Raw genomic sequence first — 22,629 nt, 5'->3', positions numbered from 1 at the left:
AATTGATTAAGCCTGTAACCTTTTACTTGGTTACAGGCTTTTTAAATGCTAATTCGTTAAATCAATTTTCTCATATGTTCCAACCTTTTCCCTGAAAAACGTTTCAATTTGTGCCCACTGAACGTGAGTCACGTTTTCCAAGGAATCCTCCAAACAGACAGCTGCACTGTAACCAGGTGCAAGGAAAAAAGGTATGGTACGGGCTTTTACACGTGAGGCGGGGTGATGAATCGATCCATCTTGCCGAATCGTTGCCTCCATTAAAGAATCGTGTAAACCAAACCCTTTATATTTCCCGTAACTTTCCTTAGCAGTCCAGAGGGCATAGAATGCTTCCTGTTCAAGAAGCTTATAGAGATGATTCTCCTCTTCGCTCCACAATGTTTGAAAGAGAGAGAAGTCCCTTGTTACCTGCTGTTCCACATCAATTCCAACCGGAAAATCACTAATGGCACATGCCACATAACTTCCGGAATGGGAGAGATTGAAGTGATGGTCTTGTCCTAGTTGGTATTTACCGTTTGAATCTTTGGTAAAGCGAATTTCAGACAATTCCATTTCGTAAGTCGTCACCAACATCATCTTCGTCAGTAAATGGGCACAAACCGTCCGCAACTGATCTTCCGTTTTCCGCATGCGTCCAATACGCTGCACCACGTCGTTTTCCAAAAAGGGAAGATAACGTTGCCAATCAGTAGGCATCTCGTTGATCTTGCAATAGGCAATGGTTGTCATGCTTTTTCTCCCTTTAGAATAGTTTCCTGTTCTTTCGCAAATAAAGAACAGCCGAGTCCTGCCAGAAGCAGAACAACCGTAGCAACGAGGGCGTACTGATAAGAAAGGATCTCTGAAAAGTAGCGACCAGACACGGTTAATGTCGTCGCTACAAGGGCAATTCCTACTGCTGCTCCAACGCGGTTAAGCATATTGTATAGCGTTGTCGCCTTGCTCATCTGACTTTTTGCTACATGATGAAAGGCCGAAAGTTGCGAACCGATTACACTATGTCCTAAACATATCCCGACTGCAAACATCAATCCGCGTAACAGCCAAGGATTTGCTGAAGGACCAAGGATGGCGATACAGCAGAAAATCATTACTGTACCGATCAAACCGAGACGTACTGTATACAGCATGCCGAAATGCTTGGATGTTCGAGGCAGTAATCTGGATGCGACCATCAGTCCAAGTGCCTCGGTAAACGTAATGAGTGAGCTTTCCAGAGCAGAAGCTGAGTACGCGTACTGATACATGAGCGGGAACAGATACAGCATCCCCATCAATGCGCCCATGGAACACATCGCGACGAGACTCGATGAAAGGAAAAGCGGTTGTTCATACAGACGCACATCCAGCAGCGGCTCTTTTATTTTTCGTTCATATACATAAAACTGGCTTAATAAAAATACACCGACAATCGCACAAAAGACGACCGTAATGGAAACACCGTCTGATGCAATAAGGCTCAGAGTGAGCATTAACAGCGGCAACCCGAGTGCAATGAGCATATAGCCTTTCGTATCAAACGGTGCTTTAAAAATCTCAAATTCCGTTAAGGCAAAAAGTCCGATCAGGACGATGATGATACCAAACGGAATATTAATGAAGAACGCCCAGTTCCATGATAAATACTCCGAAAACAGTCCGCCCACCAAGGGGCCAATCGCCGGTGCAAAGGCGATTGGCAATACTAATGAACGCGACAGATTTTGTCTTTCCGGTGGAGAAAATGTCCGAAACAGCAGTGTCATGCTGACGGGTGTAATGATTCCTCCTGCCAGTCCCTGCAGCACGCGCGCTAAAATAAGGGCCTGCAAGCTTCCCGCCAATCCGCAAAGAAGAGAGGCGAGTGTAAATAGACTGACAGAGAGTACATACATTCTTTTTACGCCGTACCGATTGCTTAAATAGCCGGCAGCAGGCAATGCAACAGCGATGCTGACAAGGTAGCCGATATTAATGCCGTTCGTTGCCCCCGGCGTTACACCGAATTCAACAGCAATTGTAGGAAGTAGCACATTGACAATCGTTCCGTCGATTGAAACCATGAACATCGCCACAACATAGAGGGCGATGATGACTGCTCGCTGTGCTTTCATCCCAAAACACTACGCAGACTTTTAGGTCTCATATCCAGCCAATTTTCTTCTATATAGAGTTGGCATAATGGTTTTAACGCAGGGCCATATACGACCTCCCATCCGGCAGGGACAGGAATGACTGCTGGCCATAGAGAGTGCTGTTCTTCCGCATTTCGCAAAACGTAATATTCACGATCTTCTTGTTCAAAAGGGTTAGACATACATTTTTTTCTCCTTTACTAAGTGTTTGACTAATGTTTGACCGACTTCATTCAATGGGATGGATTGACACATATCTTTATGGCGACAGGCAATATCAATCTGTGTAAGCTCTCCTTTGATATACGGATTCCACGAAGTAACATCAACGTCCGGGATCCAATCTGGCACAAGTGTAGATTTATAAAATAAAGCATCGCCATTATACGTTTCTTGCTGATGATTTTTCAGTAACTGAATCGAGTTTTTATAAACTTCTTTTAAGCGCAGAAAGGTCGATTCATCTAATGTTGCAATCGCGCTGCCCTCTGCTTTTAGAGCATCCATTACATATTCCTGTGTTACTTCATCTTCTATATCAGGTTCATACCCGGCTAGGGCAAGAAGTGCCACGAGTGCCTCCTGTTCTTCCGTCAGGTCCACTGGCGGGGTGAATGTGAACGGGTAGGCATCCATAATGCATAGAAGCAACAGTTCCTCTCCTTGGCGTTCCAGCTGGACAGCCATTTCCTGTACGACATTTCCGCCAAGTGACCATCCGAGTAGACGATAAGGTCCTTTTGGCTGAATTTCTTTGATGGCTTCAATATAGCCGAGCGCCATTTCAGTTAAAGAACCCGGAAGTTCACAGTCTTCGGCAATCCCTTTTGCTTGAATGCCGTATAGGGCAAACTCCGGCGGCAGATTTTTTAGCAATCCTGCATAGCACCAACTTAACCCACCAGCAGGATGGACAGCAAAAATCGGTTGCTCCCCGCTGCGTAACGGCAGTACGGTGTTCAATGCCTGTGATTCTTTTCCTTTTTGCAGAATATGTGCGAGTCCGGATATAGTAGGTGCTTCAAACAAATGCCCGATTGCCAGCTCTTTCCCGAATGCCTCGCGAATGCGTCCGATCAGATGTACGGCTAGTAACGAGTGGCCGCCAAGTTCGAAAAAGCTGTCCTCTGTGCCGACCTGTGGCAGATTCAGTACTTCGCAGAATAGTTCACAAAGCAATGTTTCCTGCGGTGTTTTCGGCAATACAAGTTCCTGCAATGTAATAACAGGTGCAGGGAGCTGCTTCATATCCAGTTTTCCGTTTGCTGTAAGCGGCATTTGCTCCAGGCAAGTACAGCTTGAAGGAACCATATAGACCGGCAGCGAACGGGAGACGAAATCTTTCAACATTTGCTCGGTTACGTCCGTGCCTTGCTCCAGAACATAGTAGGCAGCCAAGCGGACATCTTCTTTTCGATCTTCTCTCGCAATGACAGCTGCCTGTGCGATTTGCGGATGATTCAGAAGCACTTGTTCAATCTCGCCAAGCTCAATGCGGAAACCGCGTATTTTCACTTGGTGATCAATGCGTCCGATATAGTCCAGTTCGCCATTTTTCGTCCAGCGAGCCAGATCGCCTGTACGGTACATCCGGCTTCCCGGAGGTCCATACGGGTTGGCGATAAAACGTTCTGCCGTTAAGGAAGCGCGGTTTAAATAGCCTTGTGCCAAGCCTTCGCCAGAAACATACATTTCGCCAACAACACCGGGAGGAACAGGTTTTAACTGCCCATCAAGGACATAAATATTTAAATCAGGAATCGCCGTGCCGATCAGACTATTCGCCTGTGACTGGCTCAGTTCTTCATTTACACTTAAGTAGCTGACATGGACAGTTGTTTCGGTAATGCCGTACATATTCACAAGGGTAGGTGCATCTTCCGGATGTCGGTCATACCATTCTTGTAAACGCGTCAGGTTAAGCGCCTCCCCGCCAAACACAATGTAGCGTAGTGCCAGTTGTCCGGACAGTTCGGGATGCTCTTTATCAACGGTCATGAGCTGATAGAAGGCAGATGGTGTCTGGTTCAGCACCGTAATTTTCTTGTCTGCAAGCAATGCCAAAAAGTCGGTAGGTGAGCGGCTGACATTGTACGGTATGATTACGAGCTCACCGCCATATAACAGGGCACCCCATATTTCCCATACGGAAAAGTCAAAGGCATAGGAATGGAACAGCGACCAGCGATCTTCTTCGTTAAAATGAAACCATTCATCAGTTGCATCAAGTAAGCGGATAACGTTCTGGTTCGGAATAACCACACCTTTTGGTCGGCCAGTTGAACCGGAAGTATAGATAACATAGGCCGGATTCATTGGATGATTGTTATAATTTGTATTTTCACCAGGGAATGAAGTAAGTGAAACCTCCTCCATTACAAGCACTTCCAACACAGATGTCGCTTCTGCAGACGGCTTCAGGTCTTCTGTAGTGATTAAACAGCTCGGGTTTGAATCGATTAAAATATAGTCAATTCGGTCTTGCGGATAAACCGGATCAATCGGCACATAGGCAGCGCCGGCTTTTAAAACGGCTAAAATGCTGACAATCATATCGGTTGAACGCGGCATTAACAGTGCGACAAATGTTTCGGATGTAACGCCTTTTTCGAGTAAAAGATGTGCTAACTGGTTCGCTTTACGGTTCAATTCGGTATAAGTAAGCTCTTCGTTTTCGTCACTGACAGCAATTCGTTCGGCATGCATTTCCACAATCGCTTCGAATTGTTCGGCAATCGTTTTTTGCTTACTTACATGGCCTTTCGGATTCCAGTCAAGCAGAATTTTTTCCTGTTCCTGTTCCAACAGCACATTCAATTCTGAAATGGCCAGATTATGCAACGCCTGCTGAAGGACGATTACATAGCGTTCCATAAGAGCGGTAACTGTTTTTGCTTCATATAAATCTGTTCGGAATTCCACCTGTACTTCGATTCCATTAGGCTGCTCGGCTAGATATACCTCCCGCATTTCGATATTCAAATCGAATTTCGGCTGCCCAACCGTATGCAGCTGAATGTCGGCATTTTGGCCTTCCATTACAAGTGATGGCTGAGGCGTGTTCTGTAAGGCGAACATAATCTGGAAAATCGGATGCTGTGAAGGGACACGAGTCGGTTTTAATGTTTCGACAATATGATCGAAAGGAACATATTGGTGCTCCATTGCCTCAATCGAGGTTTGTTTTACGCGTTCCATTAATTTTGTGAAACGAGGGTCCCCGGAAGTATCCGTCCGTATCGCAACCGTATTGATGAACATACCGACATTTGCCAGCAGTTCTTCCTGATCACGGCCCGCCATTGGACTACCGAGAATCAGATCTTCCCCTGCACCGAGCTTTGTCATGAGGGCCAAGAATCCGCTTTGTAGCACCATGTAAAGAGTTGCCTGTTCATCTTTTGCAAGCTGCTGCAATTGTCTGTGAAGCGCGGAATCGATTGTAAACGTCAAAGTTTCGCTAGTCGGTTTCACCTGCAATTGACGCTTTCCATCCCGGACAAGCTCAATTTCATCCGGAACATGCTTCAGTTTTTCCTTCCAATAATTAATGTTGTCGTCTGTATAAACACCGTGCGTTTGCTGCCAAACCGCAAAGTCATGGTATTGAATCGTTAACGGCTCTAGCTCATGGCCTTCATAGGCAAGCTGCAGATCTTCAGTGAATGTTGCAAGTGACCAGCCATCCGCACTAATATGGTGGAAAACAACGACCAATGTGTTCAAATTGATGAGCGTTACACGGAAGCCGGGTTCCTGTTTCAAATCAAACGCATAGCGCGTGCACGCATTAATTTGAGCCGGCACCTCTTCTGGATTCACTTCCTCAATCAGCACTTTAGGTGAATCATCAATGATCAGCTGATAGGGCACTCCATCCACTGCAGGATATATCGTACGTAAAATAGCATGTTTTTCTGCTACTTTACCAATTGATTTAATAAGTTTTAATACATCGATCTGCTGTTCAGATGTATAAACAAGTGGAATATTATAAGAAGCGCTTGATTCCTCCAGCTGCTGGATAAACCATAAACTGCGCTGTGCATGCGATAAAGGAATTTTTTCAACTTGCAATCTGTCGATCACAGCGAGCGTCTTTTTCTTTGCTTTATCCACTGCTTGTGCGAGCTCTTTTACAGTAGGCTGATTGAAAATGACGGAGATCGATAAATTGATAGCAAATGTTTTCCGTAATGCCAACAGCAGCTTGGTTGCGAGCAGGGAATGCCCTCCTAGCTGGAAGAAGTTTTCATCAATTCCCACTGATTTGAGATTCAAAATATTTTCAAAGAATGTACAAATCGTTTCTTCGGTATGTGTTGTCGGTTTCACTTTTGCAATAATGGAAACATGAGGCTGCGGCAGCTCTTTCCGGTCGACTTTTCCGTTATTCGTTAATGGGAAGGTTTCCATGAAAACAAAATGAGCAGGTACCATATAATCCGGCAAACGTTCTCCTAGCTGCAGTCTGCATTGTTCCTCTGTTTCATTCCCAACTACATAGGCAACGATTTGTTTATGACCCGGCTGATCTTCACGGATTATCACAACGGCTTGTTCAATTGAAGTGATTTCTTCAAGCGCATTTTCGATTTCACCTAATTCAATACGGAAGCCGCGAATTTTGACTTGGTGGTCAGCCCGGCTAACATAATGAAGGCTGCCATCCTCCTGCCACACAACTAAATCGCCTGTCCGGTATATGCGTTTCCCTGCAGTAAATGGATGTGCAACAAAACGCTCAGCTGTTAGGGATGGACGATTATGATAACAGCGGGCCAATCCGTCACCAGCAATATACAATTCACCAACGACACCAATCGGAACGGGCTGAAGCATGGCATCGAGCACATAAATGTCTGTCCGGTCGATTGCAGTACCTAATGAAGGGGCATCTTGCGGGCGAATTTCCGTGTAAGTTGACCAGATTGTTGTTTCGGTCGGTCCATACATATTGTGAACGGTTGCGCCTGCTTCCAGTAATGCGAGGGCAAGACTTTTTGAAAGTGCTTCACCACCGACAAGTACAGTTAGTCCGTTCAGTGCATCTTTCGCGTACTGTACCATCATCTGCCAAACAGTCGGTGTTGCCTGCATGATGGAAATGTTTTGCTGCTGGATCAGCGACTGCATCATAACTGGATCTTGTACTTGTTCTTTTGTCGCCAGGTGAATCGATGCCCCGTACAGCAGCGGTAAATAAAGTTCCAATGCCGAAATATCAAAAGAAATCGTTGTAATCGCCAGTAAATTATCTTCTTCACATAATGTGAATTGACGTTGCATCGCCTGTAAAAAGTTAACCAAACCTGGCATTTCAACAACGACACCTTTTGGATTTCCGGTAGATCCAGACGTATAAATCATATAAGCTGTTTGTCCGATACAAGGGGCAATCGGTTCGTAAATTTGCTTGGAAGGCTGTAACGGCACAATGGGAGTTCCTTCTTCATTAAACGAAACTTCACTGTTAACGAGCACAATTTTTGGACGAGCATCCTCGATCATATAAAGCAGTCGTTCTGTCGGATAAGTAGGGTCCATCGGAATATAGGCAGCACCTACCTTGAAGCAGGCAAGCATCGCTGCGACCATTTCAATCGAACGGTCCATGCAAATTCCGACAAAGTCTTCGAGCCCAATGTCATGCGCTTTCAGCTGATGCGCAATCCGACCAACAAGCAGATCCAGTTCTGCATAGGAAATAGATGTATCATTCATCTGAACAGCGGTCGCACCAGGCATATTTTCCATCTGTTTTTTGAACAATTCATACACAGTGGCATTTTTCAGCTCACTGACAGGGCCTTGTTTTGCTTTAAAAAGGGCCGCTTCTTCTTGCAGTAGTATCGGGAAGCTGAACAGTGGTGTGTCAGCTTGATCTACCAATAACTCAAGCAACTGTAGGAAACGTGCGGCATGACGTTCCACTTCTGCCTGTTCATAAAGCTCCGAGTTGGCTACAAGATCAAACTGCATTCCATTTGGCGTGCTATAGAAATTGAAAGAAATATCTTCAACAGGCCCTGTCACAACTTTCTTGTGTTCTACCTCGACATTTCCGAACAGATAGTTTTCATAAAAAGGCATGAAATTAATTTCCGGACCATACAGCTGATCATCGGTAGTCAGCCGCAAATCACGGCGCAGCTGTTCTTGACGGTACAACTGATGCTGCTTCATCTCCGTCATGAAGCTTTTCACATTTATACATAGCTGTTCAAAAGTTTCTTCAGTCGTAAACGTTGCACGCAAAGGCAAAACATTTACCCGTGTACTTGGTACGGACAGTGACTTATGACCAAAACGGTTCATCAACGGAATGCCGACAATCACATCCTCTGCCTGTGACATCCGTTTTGTGTAGGCAATAACTGCTGCGGTAACGACTTCCTGTATGTTGACGTGCAGCTGCTTACTGTATGTTTCTAATTTCGTCCATGTAGTGGCAGAAAGGGAAGAGGGGTACAAAATAATCTGTCCCATACGACCACTCTTTTTTTTGCTGAGCGAAATGACTTTGGTTCCTTGCATTTTGGATAACCAGTAGGCAGCGTCCGCCGTTGCCTTATCGGAAGTTCTGTACTTCACTTCCTGCTCTACCATCTGAACATAGTCACCAAACTGCTTTGTGAATGATTCATGATGAAGCAAAGCCGAATAGCGCTCGGAAATTTGCTGGAACAGTAACCGGAAACTATACGCATCACTGACAAGATGGTGAATGCGCAAATAAAGGAAATGTTCTTCGGCAGACACCGAAAATAAAATAGCGCGAACAAAGTTGTCCTTTGTTAAATCAAGCAATGTTTCGACATCTTCCTGCATATGTTGAAACGCTTCAGCCATTGAACACCTAATCTGTTCAGAATGAAATTGAACCGAAGAAGGAATCGTCTGGAAAAGTGAACCTTCTTCCTCTGAACATTGGATATGTAGTCCAACCGCGCTCTCAATTGTGGCATCGACTGCCTGTAGCAGAAGGGTGGAGTCCACCGGAGCCTGAATATGTAAGTACTCCGCTGTATTGTATAAATGGCTTTCCGTTAAATGGTGGGCATACCAAATCCCTGCAGCAGCTTCAGTTAAAGGGAAACGTAATTCAGCCATTCGACTCAACCTCCGTAATCTGCCATCGATTGTTTGATCAGACGATGCCATCCATAGATTGTTGGCTCATCGGCAAGCTGTATGAATGTAAGTGCAAAGCCTTTTTGGCGGAGTTCTTCAACGATTGTCATCATCGTGATGGAATCGATTCCGACATCCAGTAAATAATCTTCATCCGAAATCGTATCAATCGGTTCTGTCACATATTGAGCAACAAGTTCGCGCAGCTGTTCCATTGTAAAATCAGTTTGAGTTGTCATATTATCAACCTTCTTTTCTTAATATTCTGTATCTTAACGTTGTAATTGCTGTTCAAGTAAAAGGCGTAAATCCTTTTTCGAAACTTTGCCTAGATGGGTCAATGGAAATTTCTCTACAAATAAAATTTCATCCGGAATTTTATAAGTAGCCAGCCCGCGCTCACGCAAGAATGACTTCAGCTGGCGGTTTGTTACTTCCGTATTCCTTAGAATAATGAAGGCACAGCTTTTTTCACCCATATAGTAATCGGGCATTCCGACAATTGCCGCATCATGGACTGCAGGGTGGGCAAGCAGCATATTTTCCACTTCTTCCGCAGCAATTTTTTCCCCGCCGCGGTTAATTTGATCTTTTGCCCGGCCTTCTACGATTAAATAACCATCTTTCGTGCATCGGACAATATCACCAGTCCGGTAAAAACCATCTTTTGTGAACGCCTTTTCATTATGTTCAGGCGCTTTATAGTACCCTTGGATCGTATAAGGTCCACGTGTCAACAGATGTCCTGTCACGCCAACCGGCACTTCCTGGTCTTCATCATCCACGATTTTCACCTCGTCATATGGGGACATCGGGCGACCTTGCGTATGAATGACAATTTCATCAGGATCATCCAACTGTGTGTAATTGACCAAACCTTCCGCCATCCCGAATACTTGCTGCAGTTGACAATCAAATACAGGACGCACACGTTTCGCTGCTTCAGCACTGAATTTCGAGCCGCCGACAAGCATGACTTCCAGGCTCGATAAATCATCCGTATGATTCGGCTTCACATCCAGCCAATGCAGGGCAAGGGACGGAACAAGCGGTACCATTGTCACACGGTGCTTTTCAATAAGCGGGAAAGCAACATCCGGACTAGGCGAAGGACTTAAAATGATTTTACCTCCAGCATAAAGGACCCCTAATATCCCCGGGGAACTCATCGGATAATTATGAGAAACCGGTAGCACAACCAAAAATACCGTCTGTTCGGTCACCTGGCATTGTTCAACACTCAACTTAATCGTGTACATATACTCGTCATGCGTTCTCGGAATTAGCTTGGAAATTCCTGTACTCCCGCCAGATAGCTGCAGGAATGCTACTTCGCTCCCTCTAACTTCAGTGAAATCGATAGGTTGTGTACTGAATAATGAATCAAATGATACAAACTCCTGCGCCTCGCCAAGAACGATGACATGCTCCAGCGAATGAACTGCTTGCTGAACTTCTCGCGCAAGACCTCGGTAGTCAAAGCCCCCAAAATGATCCATTACGATATAAGCCTTCGCTTCCGCAAATTCGCAGAAGTAGCGAATCTCATTGGAACGGTGAGAGGGAAGTGAAAAGACAGGCAGTGCACCTATCTTAAATAGGGCAAATACAATTTCCACATAACCCACCACATTGGGAAGCTGTACAACGACACGATCTTCTTTCTGAATCCCAAGCAGTAAAAGACCGGTTGCCAACTGGTCCACACGCTCATTAAGCTGTGCATATGTAAGTGATCGTTTATCATATATAACTGCCACATTGTCAGCAAATTGACGAGCACGGTCTTCGAGCATTTGGCCGAAAGTTAAACCTACCCAACAACCAGTCTCCCGATAAAATTCAGCTCGATCAGCAGGCCACGGTGTAAAACCTTTCAACATGGGTTGAAACCTCCTTTAATAAACCTTCAATTATCAACAAATCAACTAATGATATTGATAATCATTATCAATATGTTGTTAACGGCTATGCTACGCTTTAAACCATTACTCGTCAACAATTGATGGACAATTTGATTCAATTAGACCAATCGCTCTGGTTCTTTCGACTTTTTTTATATTAATTAACATGGACTTATAGAGGGATCTGTAAAATACAGGAGGATAGTTACCTAAAAATTAGGAAAGTGTGTCATAAGCAAAGTGAACTGTAACCTTTTTGTAACTCTTTCCATAGGAGTTGGCTATATAATAAACTTATTCCAGAAAACGATTAAAGCCAGCGTTAGTTAGGGGTGCGTATGCACATGAGAAAAGGCATTGGATGGATAACGATTATAATGGTCACATTGCTTGCGGGCTGCGATCTTGTAAAATCCCCAAATGATTTAATTATTTCACCAGACCAGCAAGACGAACAGAAAAGGAAACTGGAACAACAGCTCAAGATATTGTTGCCACCCTCCAGTGAACTCGTCACACCGGTGCAAAGCGACAAAAATCAGTCCATTTTTATCGAGGATCTGGATGGTGACGGACAGCAAGAAGCCATTGTTTTATACAGAAATCCACAACAGAAATCGCAAGTTCATGTTGTTGTTTTACAAGAAGAAGATAATGAATGGCGGGAAGCGACGAAGGTTGAACCAAATGGGCAGGCAATCGATTATTTTGGACTTCATGACTTAGATAAAGACGGTGTAATGGAAGTAGTAGTCGGTTTAGGAGAAAGTGAGTTTGAAACGAAAAAACAGATGATGATTTATGTATGGCAGGACAGAAGCTTGAAAAAGACGGTCGAACGCAGTTATGAAGGGCTTGATATTTCAGATTATAATACTGATGAAAGATTGGAACTTCTTCTTGTGGATGGTGAAAGAAGAGCGTCGTATACCGCCGAATTATTTCACTATGAATTAGGGGATTTAGTCTCCCTATCTGCAGTTTCTTTAAACAGCTATGCATTTCATCAGCGGATGAAGAGCGGAAAGTTACATGACGGCAATCACGCATTATTTATCGATAGCGCAATTGGTGTGAACGCTATGCTAACTGAAATTATTGCTTATGACGGTACGAAATTGATAAAGGTAGGGGCTGAACAAGGAGATCTTCCACTTAAATCGCTGCCATTATACAGTACGGATATTAATGAAGACGACATAATGGAAGTCGGTGAAACCTATTTGCCGCAAAGGTGGGTTGAGGCAGATTCAACTGAAACCCCATATCTCGTGCGCTATGTCACCTATTCAATCAACGGTACTTCTAAAAAAGTAACAGAAAGGGCTACCAACCTTGAACATACTTTTTATATAGATATTCCGGAAAAATGGCACGGGAAAGTGACCATTAAATCGATAGAAAACGGCATTCAACTTGTATCACTTGCAAACAATGAACTGCTGTATGAAGTGAAATGGGCGAATAAAGAAACACCCAATTCCGCTCAAACAATATTAGAAGAAACGAAAGATACGATTTATTATTCTACAATAGAAGAAAACTTGGATTTTCCTGTTGAAGCATTTCATTTGGAACAATACGAGTTTTAAGCGAGGGCAAATATGACAAACATCTTAGTTGTTGAAGATGAACTATCCATTCGCAGTTTTGTCTCATTAAGTTTGAGAAAGAAAGGCTATGAAGTGATGGAAGCCGATTCAGGCGAACAGGCATTAGAGTTATTTCGAAATAGAAATTTCGATGTTGTTTTGCTCGATTTAATGTTGCCGGGAATCGATGGATTTACGGTCTGCCAGGAGATTAGGAAAGTGAATCAAAAGGTAGGCATCATCATGATTACAGCCAAAACACAAGAGAAGGATAAAATAGAGGGCCTTGTGATAGGGGCCGATGATTATTTATGTAAACCGTTTAGTCTTCAGGAATTGGAAGTGAGAATTTTTTCGCTTATGCGGAGAATAAATGTAGGTGACGAGGCAGCATCCAAAATGACCGATCTACTGATTTCCGGGGACTTCAAAATGGACTTAAAAAACAACAAATTTTACAGTTCAGACGAAATAGTGAAGCTGACACCGACTGAATTCTCCCTGCTGCATTTTCTAATGGAGCATCCAAACGATTTGTTTACAAGGGATGAGTTATTGGATGCTGTATGGGGTGAAAATTATGTAGGCGAATTAAAAGTTGTGGATGTCAATATAAGACGGATTCGTCAGAAAATCGAAAAAGATCCTTCTTCCCCAATGTATTTATGTACAGAATGGGGACGCGGATACCTTTGGAAGGTTAACGAATGAAACGTAAAGTCATTCTTTATTTCATGATTATCATCATTTTGACGTTAACCCTCGTGATGACGGTATTTTGGGGCGCAATGACAAAGTATTATTACCAAGGAATCGCCAATACGTTTCAACAACATGTTGAAGCGATCCATCCTAGGTGGGCAAATGAAATCGAGCTTACTTCCGACAGGATAAAAGATTTCGGTGACTTCGTTGTAAAAAGCTATGAGTTTGACGGTGCGGAACTGCAGCTGTTGAATCGTGACGGTGAAATGATCCAGTCTTCTACAGGGTTTTATGAAGACATCAGCTATACAGTGGATCCGAATCTCTTTTCTTCCTATAGCCCTTATTATGAAAAGGAGGAGCTTGAACAGACAGAAGAAAAAGTTTTGGCTATGTATATCCCGTTGCTGTTGGACGGCAAAGTGATAGGCGTACTTCGTTATACTACGTCATTAACAGAGACCAATCTTCTCATACAAAGCCTGTTAGGATACGGAATCTTGCTATGTTTCGGAGTTGCGGCAATTGTCTTTCTAGTAGCCCTTCAGCTTGCCCAGTCTATTGTAAAGCCCTTTAATGAAATCATTCAATTTACAGAGACAATGGCGAAAGGACAATTCGAAAAAAGAATCAAGGAAGATTATCCGGCTGAATTAGGCGAAATGTCAAAAACACTGAATTATATGGCGGATGAGATTGTCAAAACGGACCAGTTAAAAAATGATTTCATCTCCTCAATTTCCCATGAACTTCGGACACCGCTGACAGGAATAAAAGGGTGGGCTGAAATGCTGGAGTCACCAGAAGGCTTAACGGAAAAAGAGATCAACTTTGGTTTACGGATGATCAACAGTGAATCTGATCGCCTCATAAAATTGGTGGAGGATCTTCTGAATTTCTCAAGATATGAGTCAAACCGTATTGAGCTACACCCGATAAAGTTTGCCTATGCGACACTGGTTGAAGAAGTGACATTACAGTTGCAAAGTAAAGCAAATGAAAAGAATATCCGTATGAAATTGAACAGTACCCCAGTTTCTATTTACGCCGATGAAGATAAAATCCGGCAAGTTTTATTGAATACACTCGAAAATGGGATTAAATTTTCGCCTCATAACAGCGAAATAGTTATTAAGCAGTACGAATCGAACGGGAAGGCGATTTGTATAATTCGGGATGAAGGAATTGGAATAAAGGAAGAACAACTACAGCATATTATGAATTCTTTTTATAAAGCTGATGTGAAATCCGTTGGTGCCGGACTTGGATTAGCGATTTCCCGAACGATTATTTTAAAGCACGGCGGGACAATCGAGGTGAATAGCGTATACGGAAAAGGTACAGAAGTTTTTATTGAATTGCCCTTAAATAGTATGTAATAGAGAGAGGGGAAACAACATGAAGAAATTAGTAGGAATGTTTACTGCTTGCTTATTGCTGACCGGCTGCGGTACTGAAAGTGAGGAGCAAATAAAAGACAAAGTCATCGTAGCTTTGGAAAATGAGGAATACGAAGAAGCATTATCATTGATTGAGGAAAATAGTTTAGCCGATGAAGAAACAAAGGTTTTGTCTGCACAACTTCAGGAATTCAATGAAGTAAAGGAAGCAAAGAGTCAGGCCGATTGGGACCGTGTTTTGGAAAAAGCACACTCACTGCTGGAAAATCCGGCATTGGACAACAATTTGAAAAAAGAGCTTGAAGGCATGATTGTAGAAGCCGAAACGGAAATTAATAAGAGTATCAGAGAAAGCTTTGAACAAAATTCCGCGAACGGGGACGAAGAAGGAAATCCCCCGCCTGGAGAACCTGAAGATCGATCTGTCAGCTTGAAGGAAAAGTACCTCGCTAAATTAGCGGAGGTAGAAAAAAGTGTGAAAGAGTTTGATGAAATTTTCGATCAAGGGATACAAGTAGAAATGACAGCAGCAGAAGGAGAAATATTCTCGAAATGGGATATGCTATTAAATGAAATCTACGCAGATCTAAAGAAAACCTTGCCACATAATGACATGAGCAAACTAAGAGAAGAGCAGCGTGACTGGCTAGAATATCGCGACGAAAAGGCAACAGAGGAAGCATTACAATATAAAGGCGGGTCAATGGAAACGCTACAATATGTAAGCACTCAAGCGCAGTTAACAAAAGAGCGTTGCTATGAATTAGTCGAATTGTATATGAAATAGAGAAGGAACAAGAGGCTGTAGGGTTAATTCCTTACAGTCTTTTGTATAGAGGGTGCCAGGTTCCACCTAGATGTTCTAATAAATCTTAAATTGTTCTAATATCACAAAAGAGGTTCTAATAAAAACCGGAAGTTCTAAAATAATAGCCAAATGTTCGAATAACCCCGTCAGAAGTACAAATAAACCACTCGACTCTTCTAATAAGCAGCCGCCATTTTCAAATATCCACACTAAATCTTCTAATAAAACTTCCCGCAATCATGAGACATATGTTGGCAAAAAATATATAGTAAAAACAAAAGGGGGAGAAGAGAAATGAGAATTTTTGATGCGCATTTTCATATTATCGATTATCAGTTTCCGATTATCGAAAGTCAGGGCTATATGCCGCCAAGCTATGACGTTGCAGCATATAGCGAAGAAACAAAAGATTTATCGGTTCAAGGCGGGGCAATTGTTTCAGGGTCATTTCAAGGATTTGATCAAACGTATTTACTTGATTCGCTAAAGCAGCTTGGTCCGGCATTTTGCGGCGTGACCCAATTGCCGTATACAGTGTCAGACGAAGAAATCGAAGCATTGCATAAAAATGGTGTGAGAGCATTGCGTTTTAACATTAAACGCGGTGGCTCGGAAGATTTATCGAAGCTCGATTATTTTGCGAGACGTGTGCATGAATTGGTCGGCTGGCATAGCGAGCTGTATATCGATGCGAAGGAATTGCCTGAAATTGCTGCAACGATTGGGAAATTACCGGCTATTTCGATCGATCATCTAGGGTTATCGGAAGAAGGGCTGCCGCATTTACTGAAGCTGGTCGATAAAGGGGTACGTGTGAAAGCGACCGGTTTTGGCCGAGTTGAATTAGATGTAAAAAAAGCACTGCCGGAAATTTACAGCATTAACCCGGATGCACTTATGTTCGGGACGGACTTGCCATCGACCCGGGCAAAACGACCATTTGAAATTGCGGACATTACGCTGATCCAGCAACTTTTTGATGAACAAGCTAGCGATAAAATCTTCTATACGAATGCGTCGGCTTGGTATTTTGGCAAATAATAAAATTTAGCGAAGAATCGAATGAGCAAAGCTGAAATAGTTATATAAAAATAGTAACAGCCTTTGTAATGATGTTTAAAAATAGCATAATATGGGTAATTTCTCTTCAATGTATTTAAAGAGGTGAACATATGAAAGGGAAATATTTTTCGAATACTGTATTTACAGTTTCAGCAGTATTTATATTAATCTGTGTTATTTTTGGAAGCATCGCACCAGAAGCGTTCAGTAATGTTGCTACATATTTATTTGGTTTGACAACCGACTATTTTGGCTGGTTTTACTTGCTCTCCGTTTTTATTATTATTGCATTTCTTTTAGTGCTGGCTATTTCCAAGTACGGGAAAATCCGTTTAGGAGGAAAAGATGCACAACCGGAATTTAAATTCCATACATGGATTGCGCTGTTATTTGCAGGTGGCCTTGGAATTGGGTTAGTTTTCTGGGGTGTGGCCGAGCCGATGAGTCATTACTTTAAAACACCATTTAACGATGTCCAGGCACAAACAACGGATGCTGCCCGTCTCGCAATGGGCTATGCCTTTTTCCACTGGGGGATTAGCCAATGGTCCGTATTTGCGATCATTGGGTTAGTTATGGCCTATATGCAGTTCAACAAAAAAAGAGATTTGTTAATATCTACAGCGTTAGAGCCTGTCACAGGAACAAATCAGGGCATTAAAAATACAGTGGATATATTGGCTGTTATTGCTACAGTAATGGGTGTTGCCACGTCAATCGGATTAGGTGTTTTACAAACGAACGGCGGTTTAAATGCCGTCTTTAACACACCGATTTCAATTTGGGTACAGCTAGCAATTATAGGTGTAGTTTTCATTGGATATATGGCATCTTCTATAAGCGGCCTGCAAAAGGGGATTCGTATATTAAGCAATGTAAACATGTACTTAGCCTTGATTTTACTAGTATTTGTTTTTGTTACAGGCCCTACAGTTTTCATATTGGAAAGTTTCGTTTTAGCAATCAGTGATTATATTACGAATTTCGTACAGTATAGCCTACGTTTGCAGCCGTATGCAGGGGGAACGTGGGTGAAGGATTGGACAATTTTCTATTGGGCGTGGGCGATTGCCTGGTCACCTTTTGTCGGATCGTTCGTAGCACGTGTATCGAAAGGGCGAACAATCCGTGAATTTATCGTCGGAGTTTTAATCATTCCGCCGGTTATCTCTTGTTTCTGGATTGCGGTATTTGGCGGTTCAGCACTTTACTTTGATTTGAACAAGGGCACAACAATCGCCGAAGCAGTTGATACTGATCTGACTGTCGCCTTGTTCCTTATGCTGGAACAGCTTCCGTTAACAACGATTGCCTCGATTTTAGGGATTGTTTTAATTGTTATTTTCCTTATTACATCAGGAGATACAGCGACATTTATTATGGCAAGTATGACGGATAAAGGGACAATGAACCCTCATAATCGATTAAAAGTAATATGGGGTGTATTAATCGCTGCGATTGCAAGTGTACTATTGTTTTCAGGCGGGCTCGAAGCATTGCAAACAGCTTCCCTCATATCAGCCCTTCCTTTTACTGTCGTCATGCTCTTACTCATTGTATCCTTCTTTAAAATGATCCGACATGAAGTCATTCCTATTACGAAACGGGATGTCCGTCGTCATAAACGAATTATGGAACATATCGAAAAAACCGAAAATAATACAAACAAATAGATAAAGACCGGACAATCACCGTTATGTAGTTCAAAATAATCGCTTTTATTAAAATAAAGTTTAATTACAAATAAGGCGGGTAATTGTTAGGGGAACGCCAAAACACAATCTAGGAGGAATTACAAAATGAGTGAAATGAATAACATTAACAAAAAACTTGAAGAATTATCTCCTGAAAAAAAAGATCAGATTTTAGAAAGTTTTTCAACGTTCAAAAGTTATTTGAACGACCAGCTTGCTAAAGGTGAACGATTAGGTTTGAGCGATGATATGTTGGCAAAAGGTGCCAAGTTTGTAGCGGATCATTTAGCTAAAAACGAAGAACCTCGAAACAGTGAAGAAAAAGTGCTGCAAGAATTATGGAAAGTAGCAGATGAAAATGAAAAGAAAGCATTGGCAAGTGTGCTAGTTAAAATGGTACAAGCAGATTAACACGTTGGATTAAGTTTAGTAGAATCCAATCATACAAAGAAACGCAAAAGCTGATTTGCAGCTTTTGCGTTTTTTATGTTTTCTACACTTTAAATAGATTAATTTGTTCTTGAACTCCGACAGCACCTTCACTCAATGATTGGGCGACCTCGTTAATCTCCTGCATTGTAGCAGTTTGTTCTTCAACTGCTGATAGGACAATGCCAATCTCACCGGCAGCGCTGTTAGCTGCATGAGCCATTTCAGCAATAGACGCTGCAACTTCCTCGGTACTTGCGGAAATTTGTTCGGACGATGCAGAAACTTCCTGAATTTGAGCAGTCATCTCTGTAATCGACCCGACAATATGATTAAACGAAAATTGCGCATTTTGTAAGTAGACAACACCTTGATCGACATTTTGAGCTGTTGTATTGACGCTTTCTTCAACTTCTCTCGTATCTTTTTGAATTGTCGATGTAAGGCCGGCAATTTGTGATGCCGAGCTTTTCGATTGCTCTGCCAGTTTGCGCACTTCGTCAGCGACAACGGCAAACCCTTTCCCATGTTCTCCTGCACGGGCTGCTTCAATTGCTGCATTTAGAGCAAGCAAGTTTGTCTGATCTGTAATATCCGTAATCACTTTTGTAATGTTCTCGATTTCGGCAGATTGTCTGCTCAGCTGTTTAATTTTTTCTTTTGTTTCATAAGAAGATTGCTGAATAACCGACATTTGCTGTTCGGCTGTCTGTAATGTATGACCACCTTCTCCTGCAATTGTCTGCATGTCCATCGCATGAGAGTTCAATACTTGCGCGGCTTCAGCGATTCGGCTTACACCTTGAGCTGTCTCATCCATAGCAACAGCACAATCATTACCGATTGCTGCAGAATTACTACCGCTTTCTGCAACGGTTTCCACACGTTTTGCAATGTCAGCAGAAGCAGCCGACACTTCATCGGTACTGCTCGCCAGCTGTTCTGAAGCAGCTGTTGTACTTGAAACGTTCAACGATACATTACTGATTAAGCTGGAGAGACTGGCTTTCATTGCATTAAAGGCAGCCGCAAGTTCGCCAATCTCATCTTTTGTTTTCACATGAACATCTTCTTCTCGTAAATCACCGTTCGCAATCACATGTGCCGCATTTGTTAATCTGTGTAAAGGGCGAGTAATGTTGAGTGTAATAAAGATGGCTAAGCATGATGCCAGTAAAATACCAATAACGGAAATGGTAATCATGAGTGTTTTACTGATTTTTGCACTTGCTGTTGTTTCATCGCTTGTTGTATGCATTTGTTCCTTTTGGAAATCAACAATGCTGTTGATTGTTTGCTGAATCGAGCGGTTAGCAGGTACCGCGAATTCAAATAGCATATTATTAGCTTTTTCAAATTCATCGTTATCAATATAGTCAATAACTTGAGAAACATAGTCATTATATAAAGCTTGATTTTCTTTTAAAGTATTAATTTGTTCCTGCATATCAGCAGTTCTAAATAATCCTTCGATTTCACCGATTTTTTCTGCAATTGTTTCTCTTTGAGTAGTAAGGTTTTCTAAATCAGCTGAATCCTGACGTAAAACATAAGAGCGGATATACAGCCCTTGTAATGATGTCGCATTTTGGATTTCCGATAGTTCCGTTACTTTGTATACTCGATCTTCAATTAGGAACGAATAATCCTTATCGATTTCAGTCATTTTAATGACAGAAAAAATTGAAAGAAAAATGAGAATTACAATAACGATACCAAAGCTACCGAACAGTTTCTTTCCAATATTCATATTTATTTTCCTCCGAATGTTATAGTTAAAATATATCTATAACTTCGGTTTAAATTCAAAGTACTTAAGACTTACTTTTGAAAAGAGGGAATACTTATTTAGTCTTAAATTAAAGTTTTGGCATTAAGTAATATTTCTATTGTTTTAAGTAGGATATTTCGTCATATTCCAGTTTAATGTATGGAATTAAGTTTCTGGGGTGCGTTTTCTAATATATTGCCGGGTTGTTCTAATATAGCGAAAAATGTTCTAATAAAAGTTGGATTTTCTAATATAAGTGCCCGTTGTTCTAATAAGTATCCGAAATGTTCAAATAAAGTCAGTGAATGTGGTCTTCCGTCAATATTTCGGACAAACGTTAAGAGACTTTTTTTGCTACCGCCCTTCGGTTGCTCTGCTTTTCATCCCTCCATGCCCAGACCTGGGCATGGAGGGATGAAAACCCTGTAAGAGAACTTTATGAGGCATTTTGACAAACAGAATCCTGTTGATTTCTCTCAAATTGGTTTGGTGATAAATAACCGATTGTTGAATGACGTCGTCGTTCATTGTAAAAGTTTACGATATATGACTCCACGCTCTTTCGTGCTTCTTTTTTGGATTCGAAACGGTGACGATAGATCCATTCTTTTTTGATTGTGGCGTGGAAGGATTCAATACACGCATTGTCATAGGGATTTCCTTTACGACTCATGCTAATTTTAATCCCATGTTCTTTTAAAGTGCTTGTATAGCTTGTGGCACAATATTGTGCGCCTCGATCTGAATGATGAACTAATCCCTTCTCGGGTTTTCGAACTGCTAATGCATGCTTCAAGGCTTGATCTACTAATGTTTCTTCCATATGATCTGCGATGGCCCAGCCGACAATTTTACGAGAATATAAATCCATGATGGACGCAAGATACACCCACCCCTCCAGTGTTCGGATATAAGTTATATCTGCGACCCATACTTTATTTTTCTCTTTAACTTGAAATTGACGTTTGACTAGATTCGGATAAATAAATTGATGGTGATTGGAATCCGTTGTTCGTTGAACAGTTTTCGGGATTACGGCACTTAACCCAAGGTTTCGCATCATATTCGCAATTTTCTTTTGCGAACAGACATAACCTAAACTCGCTAAGTCTTGCGCAATTCGAGGGCTACCGTATGTACCAAAACTCCTCGCATACGATCGATGAATCTGATGGGCAATTTCTGTATCACGTACTTCTTTTTCCGATAAGGGCTGTATCTGTTTTTTACGCCAATCATAATAACCGCTTTTTGAAACCATCAATACTTTACACATCATCGCAATGCCAAAGTCGTTTTTATGCTTTTCAATGAATGCATAAATCACTCGGGGTTTTTCGCGAAGATGTGCATAGCCTTTTTTAGAATTTCATTCTCTTCTTCCAAATCACGTAACTTCTTATCAAACGCTGCCTGCAACTTATCTACTTCGCTAGAAGTAAAGTATCGTGTGACATCCTGATTTTTCGATTCACGATAATCTTTAATCCATTTATGGATCGTTGAAGACCCAATTTCAAACTTAAATGCCAGATCTGAAACTTTTGCGCCATCTTCTAAAACAGACTTTAAAATGTATTCTTTTGTTTGTGCGTCTAATCGCTTTCGAGTTTGTTTTTCTTTCATCGGTTCCACGTCCTTTTTTAGATATCTTAATCTTAAAGTGTCTCTTAAGACGTGTCCATTTTTTATACTAACCTCAAATGTTCTTATATCACGGTGCAATCTTCTAATATCGGATGCAACTCTTCTAATAAAACACCAAACCGTATACCACAAACCGAAAAACAAGGAAAACTACCTCAGCCAAAAGCCCATTTATTGAAAACTTCTAATAAACTTTGTCGATGTTCTAATTACCCATCGCAATCTTCTAATATCATGCGCAACTCTTCTAATAAAACAGCAAACCATATCCCGCAAACCGCTACATAAGCAAACATCTTGCACCAGAAGTCCATTTATTGAAAACTTCTAATAAAACCACCCAACCCCATAAAAAAACCGAAA

The 22,629-nt window shown here is 42.0% G+C and carries 16 protein-coding genes; 7 read left to right on the top strand and 9 right to left on the bottom strand.

Going from position 1 to position 22,629, the window contains the following annotated elements; genetic code table 11:
• Positions 1 to 48 precede the first annotated feature (48 nt).
• The 6 genes from MKY07_RS15295 to MKY07_RS15270 are packed head-to-tail and all read right to left on the bottom strand — an operon-like array spanning position 49 to position 11,137.
• Positions 49 to 735, bottom strand: a complete 687-nt coding sequence (locus MKY07_RS15295) for a 4'-phosphopantetheinyl transferase superfamily protein (protein ID WP_339262933.1) — start codon at positions 733 to 735, stop codon at positions 49 to 51.
• Positions 732 to 2,099, bottom strand: a complete 1,368-nt coding sequence (locus tag MKY07_RS15290) for a DHA2 family efflux MFS transporter permease subunit (RefSeq protein WP_339262931.1) — start codon at positions 2,097 to 2,099, stop codon at positions 732 to 734. The genes MKY07_RS15295 and MKY07_RS15290 overlap by 4 nt, the downstream gene beginning before the upstream one ends.
• Positions 2,096 to 2,302 carry an MbtH family protein gene (locus MKY07_RS15285; RefSeq protein ID WP_339262929.1) on the bottom strand — a complete coding sequence of 69 codons (207 nt, stop codon included), beginning with the start codon at positions 2,300 to 2,302 and terminating at the stop codon, positions 2,096 to 2,098. Before MKY07_RS15285 ends, MKY07_RS15290 begins: the two co-directional genes overlap by 4 nt.
• Positions 2,295 to 9,233, bottom strand: coding sequence for an amino acid adenylation domain-containing protein (locus tag MKY07_RS15280; protein ID WP_339262927.1), 6,939 nt, complete (start codon positions 9,231 to 9,233; stop codon positions 2,295 to 2,297). The genes MKY07_RS15285 and MKY07_RS15280 overlap by 8 nt, the downstream gene beginning before the upstream one ends.
• Positions 9,234 to 9,238: 5 nt before the next feature.
• Positions 9,239 to 9,493, bottom strand: coding sequence for a phosphopantetheine-binding protein (locus MKY07_RS15275; RefSeq protein WP_014822959.1), 255 nt, complete (start codon positions 9,491 to 9,493; stop codon positions 9,239 to 9,241).
• 33 nt (positions 9,494 to 9,526) lie between these two features.
• Entirely contained in the window at positions 9,527 to 11,137 is a 1,611-nt protein-coding gene (locus tag MKY07_RS15270) for a (2,3-dihydroxybenzoyl)adenylate synthase (protein ID WP_339262924.1), read from the bottom strand.
• Positions 11,138 to 11,502: 365 nt separating this feature from the next.
• Between MKY07_RS15270 and MKY07_RS15265 the strand changes: the two genes are divergently transcribed.
• From MKY07_RS15265 to MKY07_RS15235, 7 genes are all read left to right on the top strand, one after another.
• Positions 11,503 to 12,750: a VCBS repeat-containing protein gene (locus MKY07_RS15265; RefSeq protein ID WP_065216875.1), complete on the top strand. Its 1,248-nt coding sequence runs from the start codon at positions 11,503 to 11,505 to the stop codon at positions 12,748 to 12,750.
• Positions 12,751 to 12,762: 12 nt separating this feature from the next.
• Positions 12,763 to 13,461 carry a response regulator transcription factor gene (locus MKY07_RS15260; RefSeq protein WP_065216876.1) on the top strand — a complete coding sequence of 233 codons (699 nt, stop codon included), beginning with the start codon at positions 12,763 to 12,765 and terminating at the stop codon, positions 13,459 to 13,461.
• Positions 13,458 to 14,834, top strand: coding sequence for a HAMP domain-containing sensor histidine kinase (locus tag MKY07_RS15255; RefSeq protein WP_065216877.1), 1,377 nt, complete (start codon positions 13,458 to 13,460; stop codon positions 14,832 to 14,834). Before MKY07_RS15260 ends, MKY07_RS15255 begins: the two co-directional genes overlap by 4 nt.
• Before the next feature lie 19 nt (positions 14,835 to 14,853).
• The gene (locus MKY07_RS15250; RefSeq protein ID WP_065216878.1) at positions 14,854 to 15,642 is read left to right on the top strand and encodes a lysozyme inhibitor LprI family protein; all 789 of its coding nucleotides are present in this window, start codon (positions 14,854 to 14,856) and stop codon (positions 15,640 to 15,642) included.
• A 315-nt stretch (positions 15,643 to 15,957) separates the two neighbouring features.
• The gene (locus MKY07_RS15245; protein WP_339262921.1) at positions 15,958 to 16,704 is read left to right on the top strand and encodes an amidohydrolase family protein; all 747 of its coding nucleotides are present in this window, start codon (positions 15,958 to 15,960) and stop codon (positions 16,702 to 16,704) included.
• A 131-nt stretch (positions 16,705 to 16,835) separates the two neighbouring features.
• Positions 16,836 to 18,398, top strand: coding sequence for a BCCT family transporter (locus tag MKY07_RS15240; protein WP_065216880.1), 1,563 nt, complete (start codon positions 16,836 to 16,838; stop codon positions 18,396 to 18,398).
• Between the two features lie 126 nt (positions 18,399 to 18,524).
• Positions 18,525 to 18,830, top strand: coding sequence for a DUF3243 domain-containing protein (locus MKY07_RS15235; RefSeq protein WP_008406077.1), 306 nt, complete (start codon positions 18,525 to 18,527; stop codon positions 18,828 to 18,830).
• A gap of 82 nt (positions 18,831 to 18,912) precedes the next feature.
• Here the strand turns inward: MKY07_RS15235 and MKY07_RS15230 are convergent, their stop codons facing one another.
• From MKY07_RS15230 to MKY07_RS15220, 3 genes are all read right to left on the bottom strand, one after another.
• Complete coding sequence (locus MKY07_RS15230) at positions 18,913 to 20,598, bottom strand: methyl-accepting chemotaxis protein (protein WP_339262918.1); 1,686 nt, start codon at positions 20,596 to 20,598, stop codon at positions 18,913 to 18,915.
• Between the two features lie 457 nt (positions 20,599 to 21,055).
• A complete protein-coding gene (locus tag MKY07_RS15225) occupies positions 21,056 to 21,946 on the bottom strand; it encodes an IS3 family transposase (protein ID WP_311774937.1) in 891 nt (296 codons plus the stop codon).
• Positions 21,943 to 22,245, bottom strand: a complete 303-nt coding sequence (locus MKY07_RS15220; RefSeq protein ID WP_014822792.1) for a transposase — start codon at positions 22,243 to 22,245, stop codon at positions 21,943 to 21,945. The genes MKY07_RS15225 and MKY07_RS15220 overlap by 4 nt, the downstream gene beginning before the upstream one ends.
• Positions 22,246 to 22,629: the final 384 nt, after the last annotated feature.

This window comes from Solibacillus sp. FSL W7-1472, assembly GCF_037969775.1.
GTDB lineage: Bacteria > Bacillota > Bacilli > Bacillales_A > Planococcaceae > Solibacillus > Solibacillus silvestris.
This window is presented reverse-complemented; position numbering and strand designations above follow the sequence as displayed.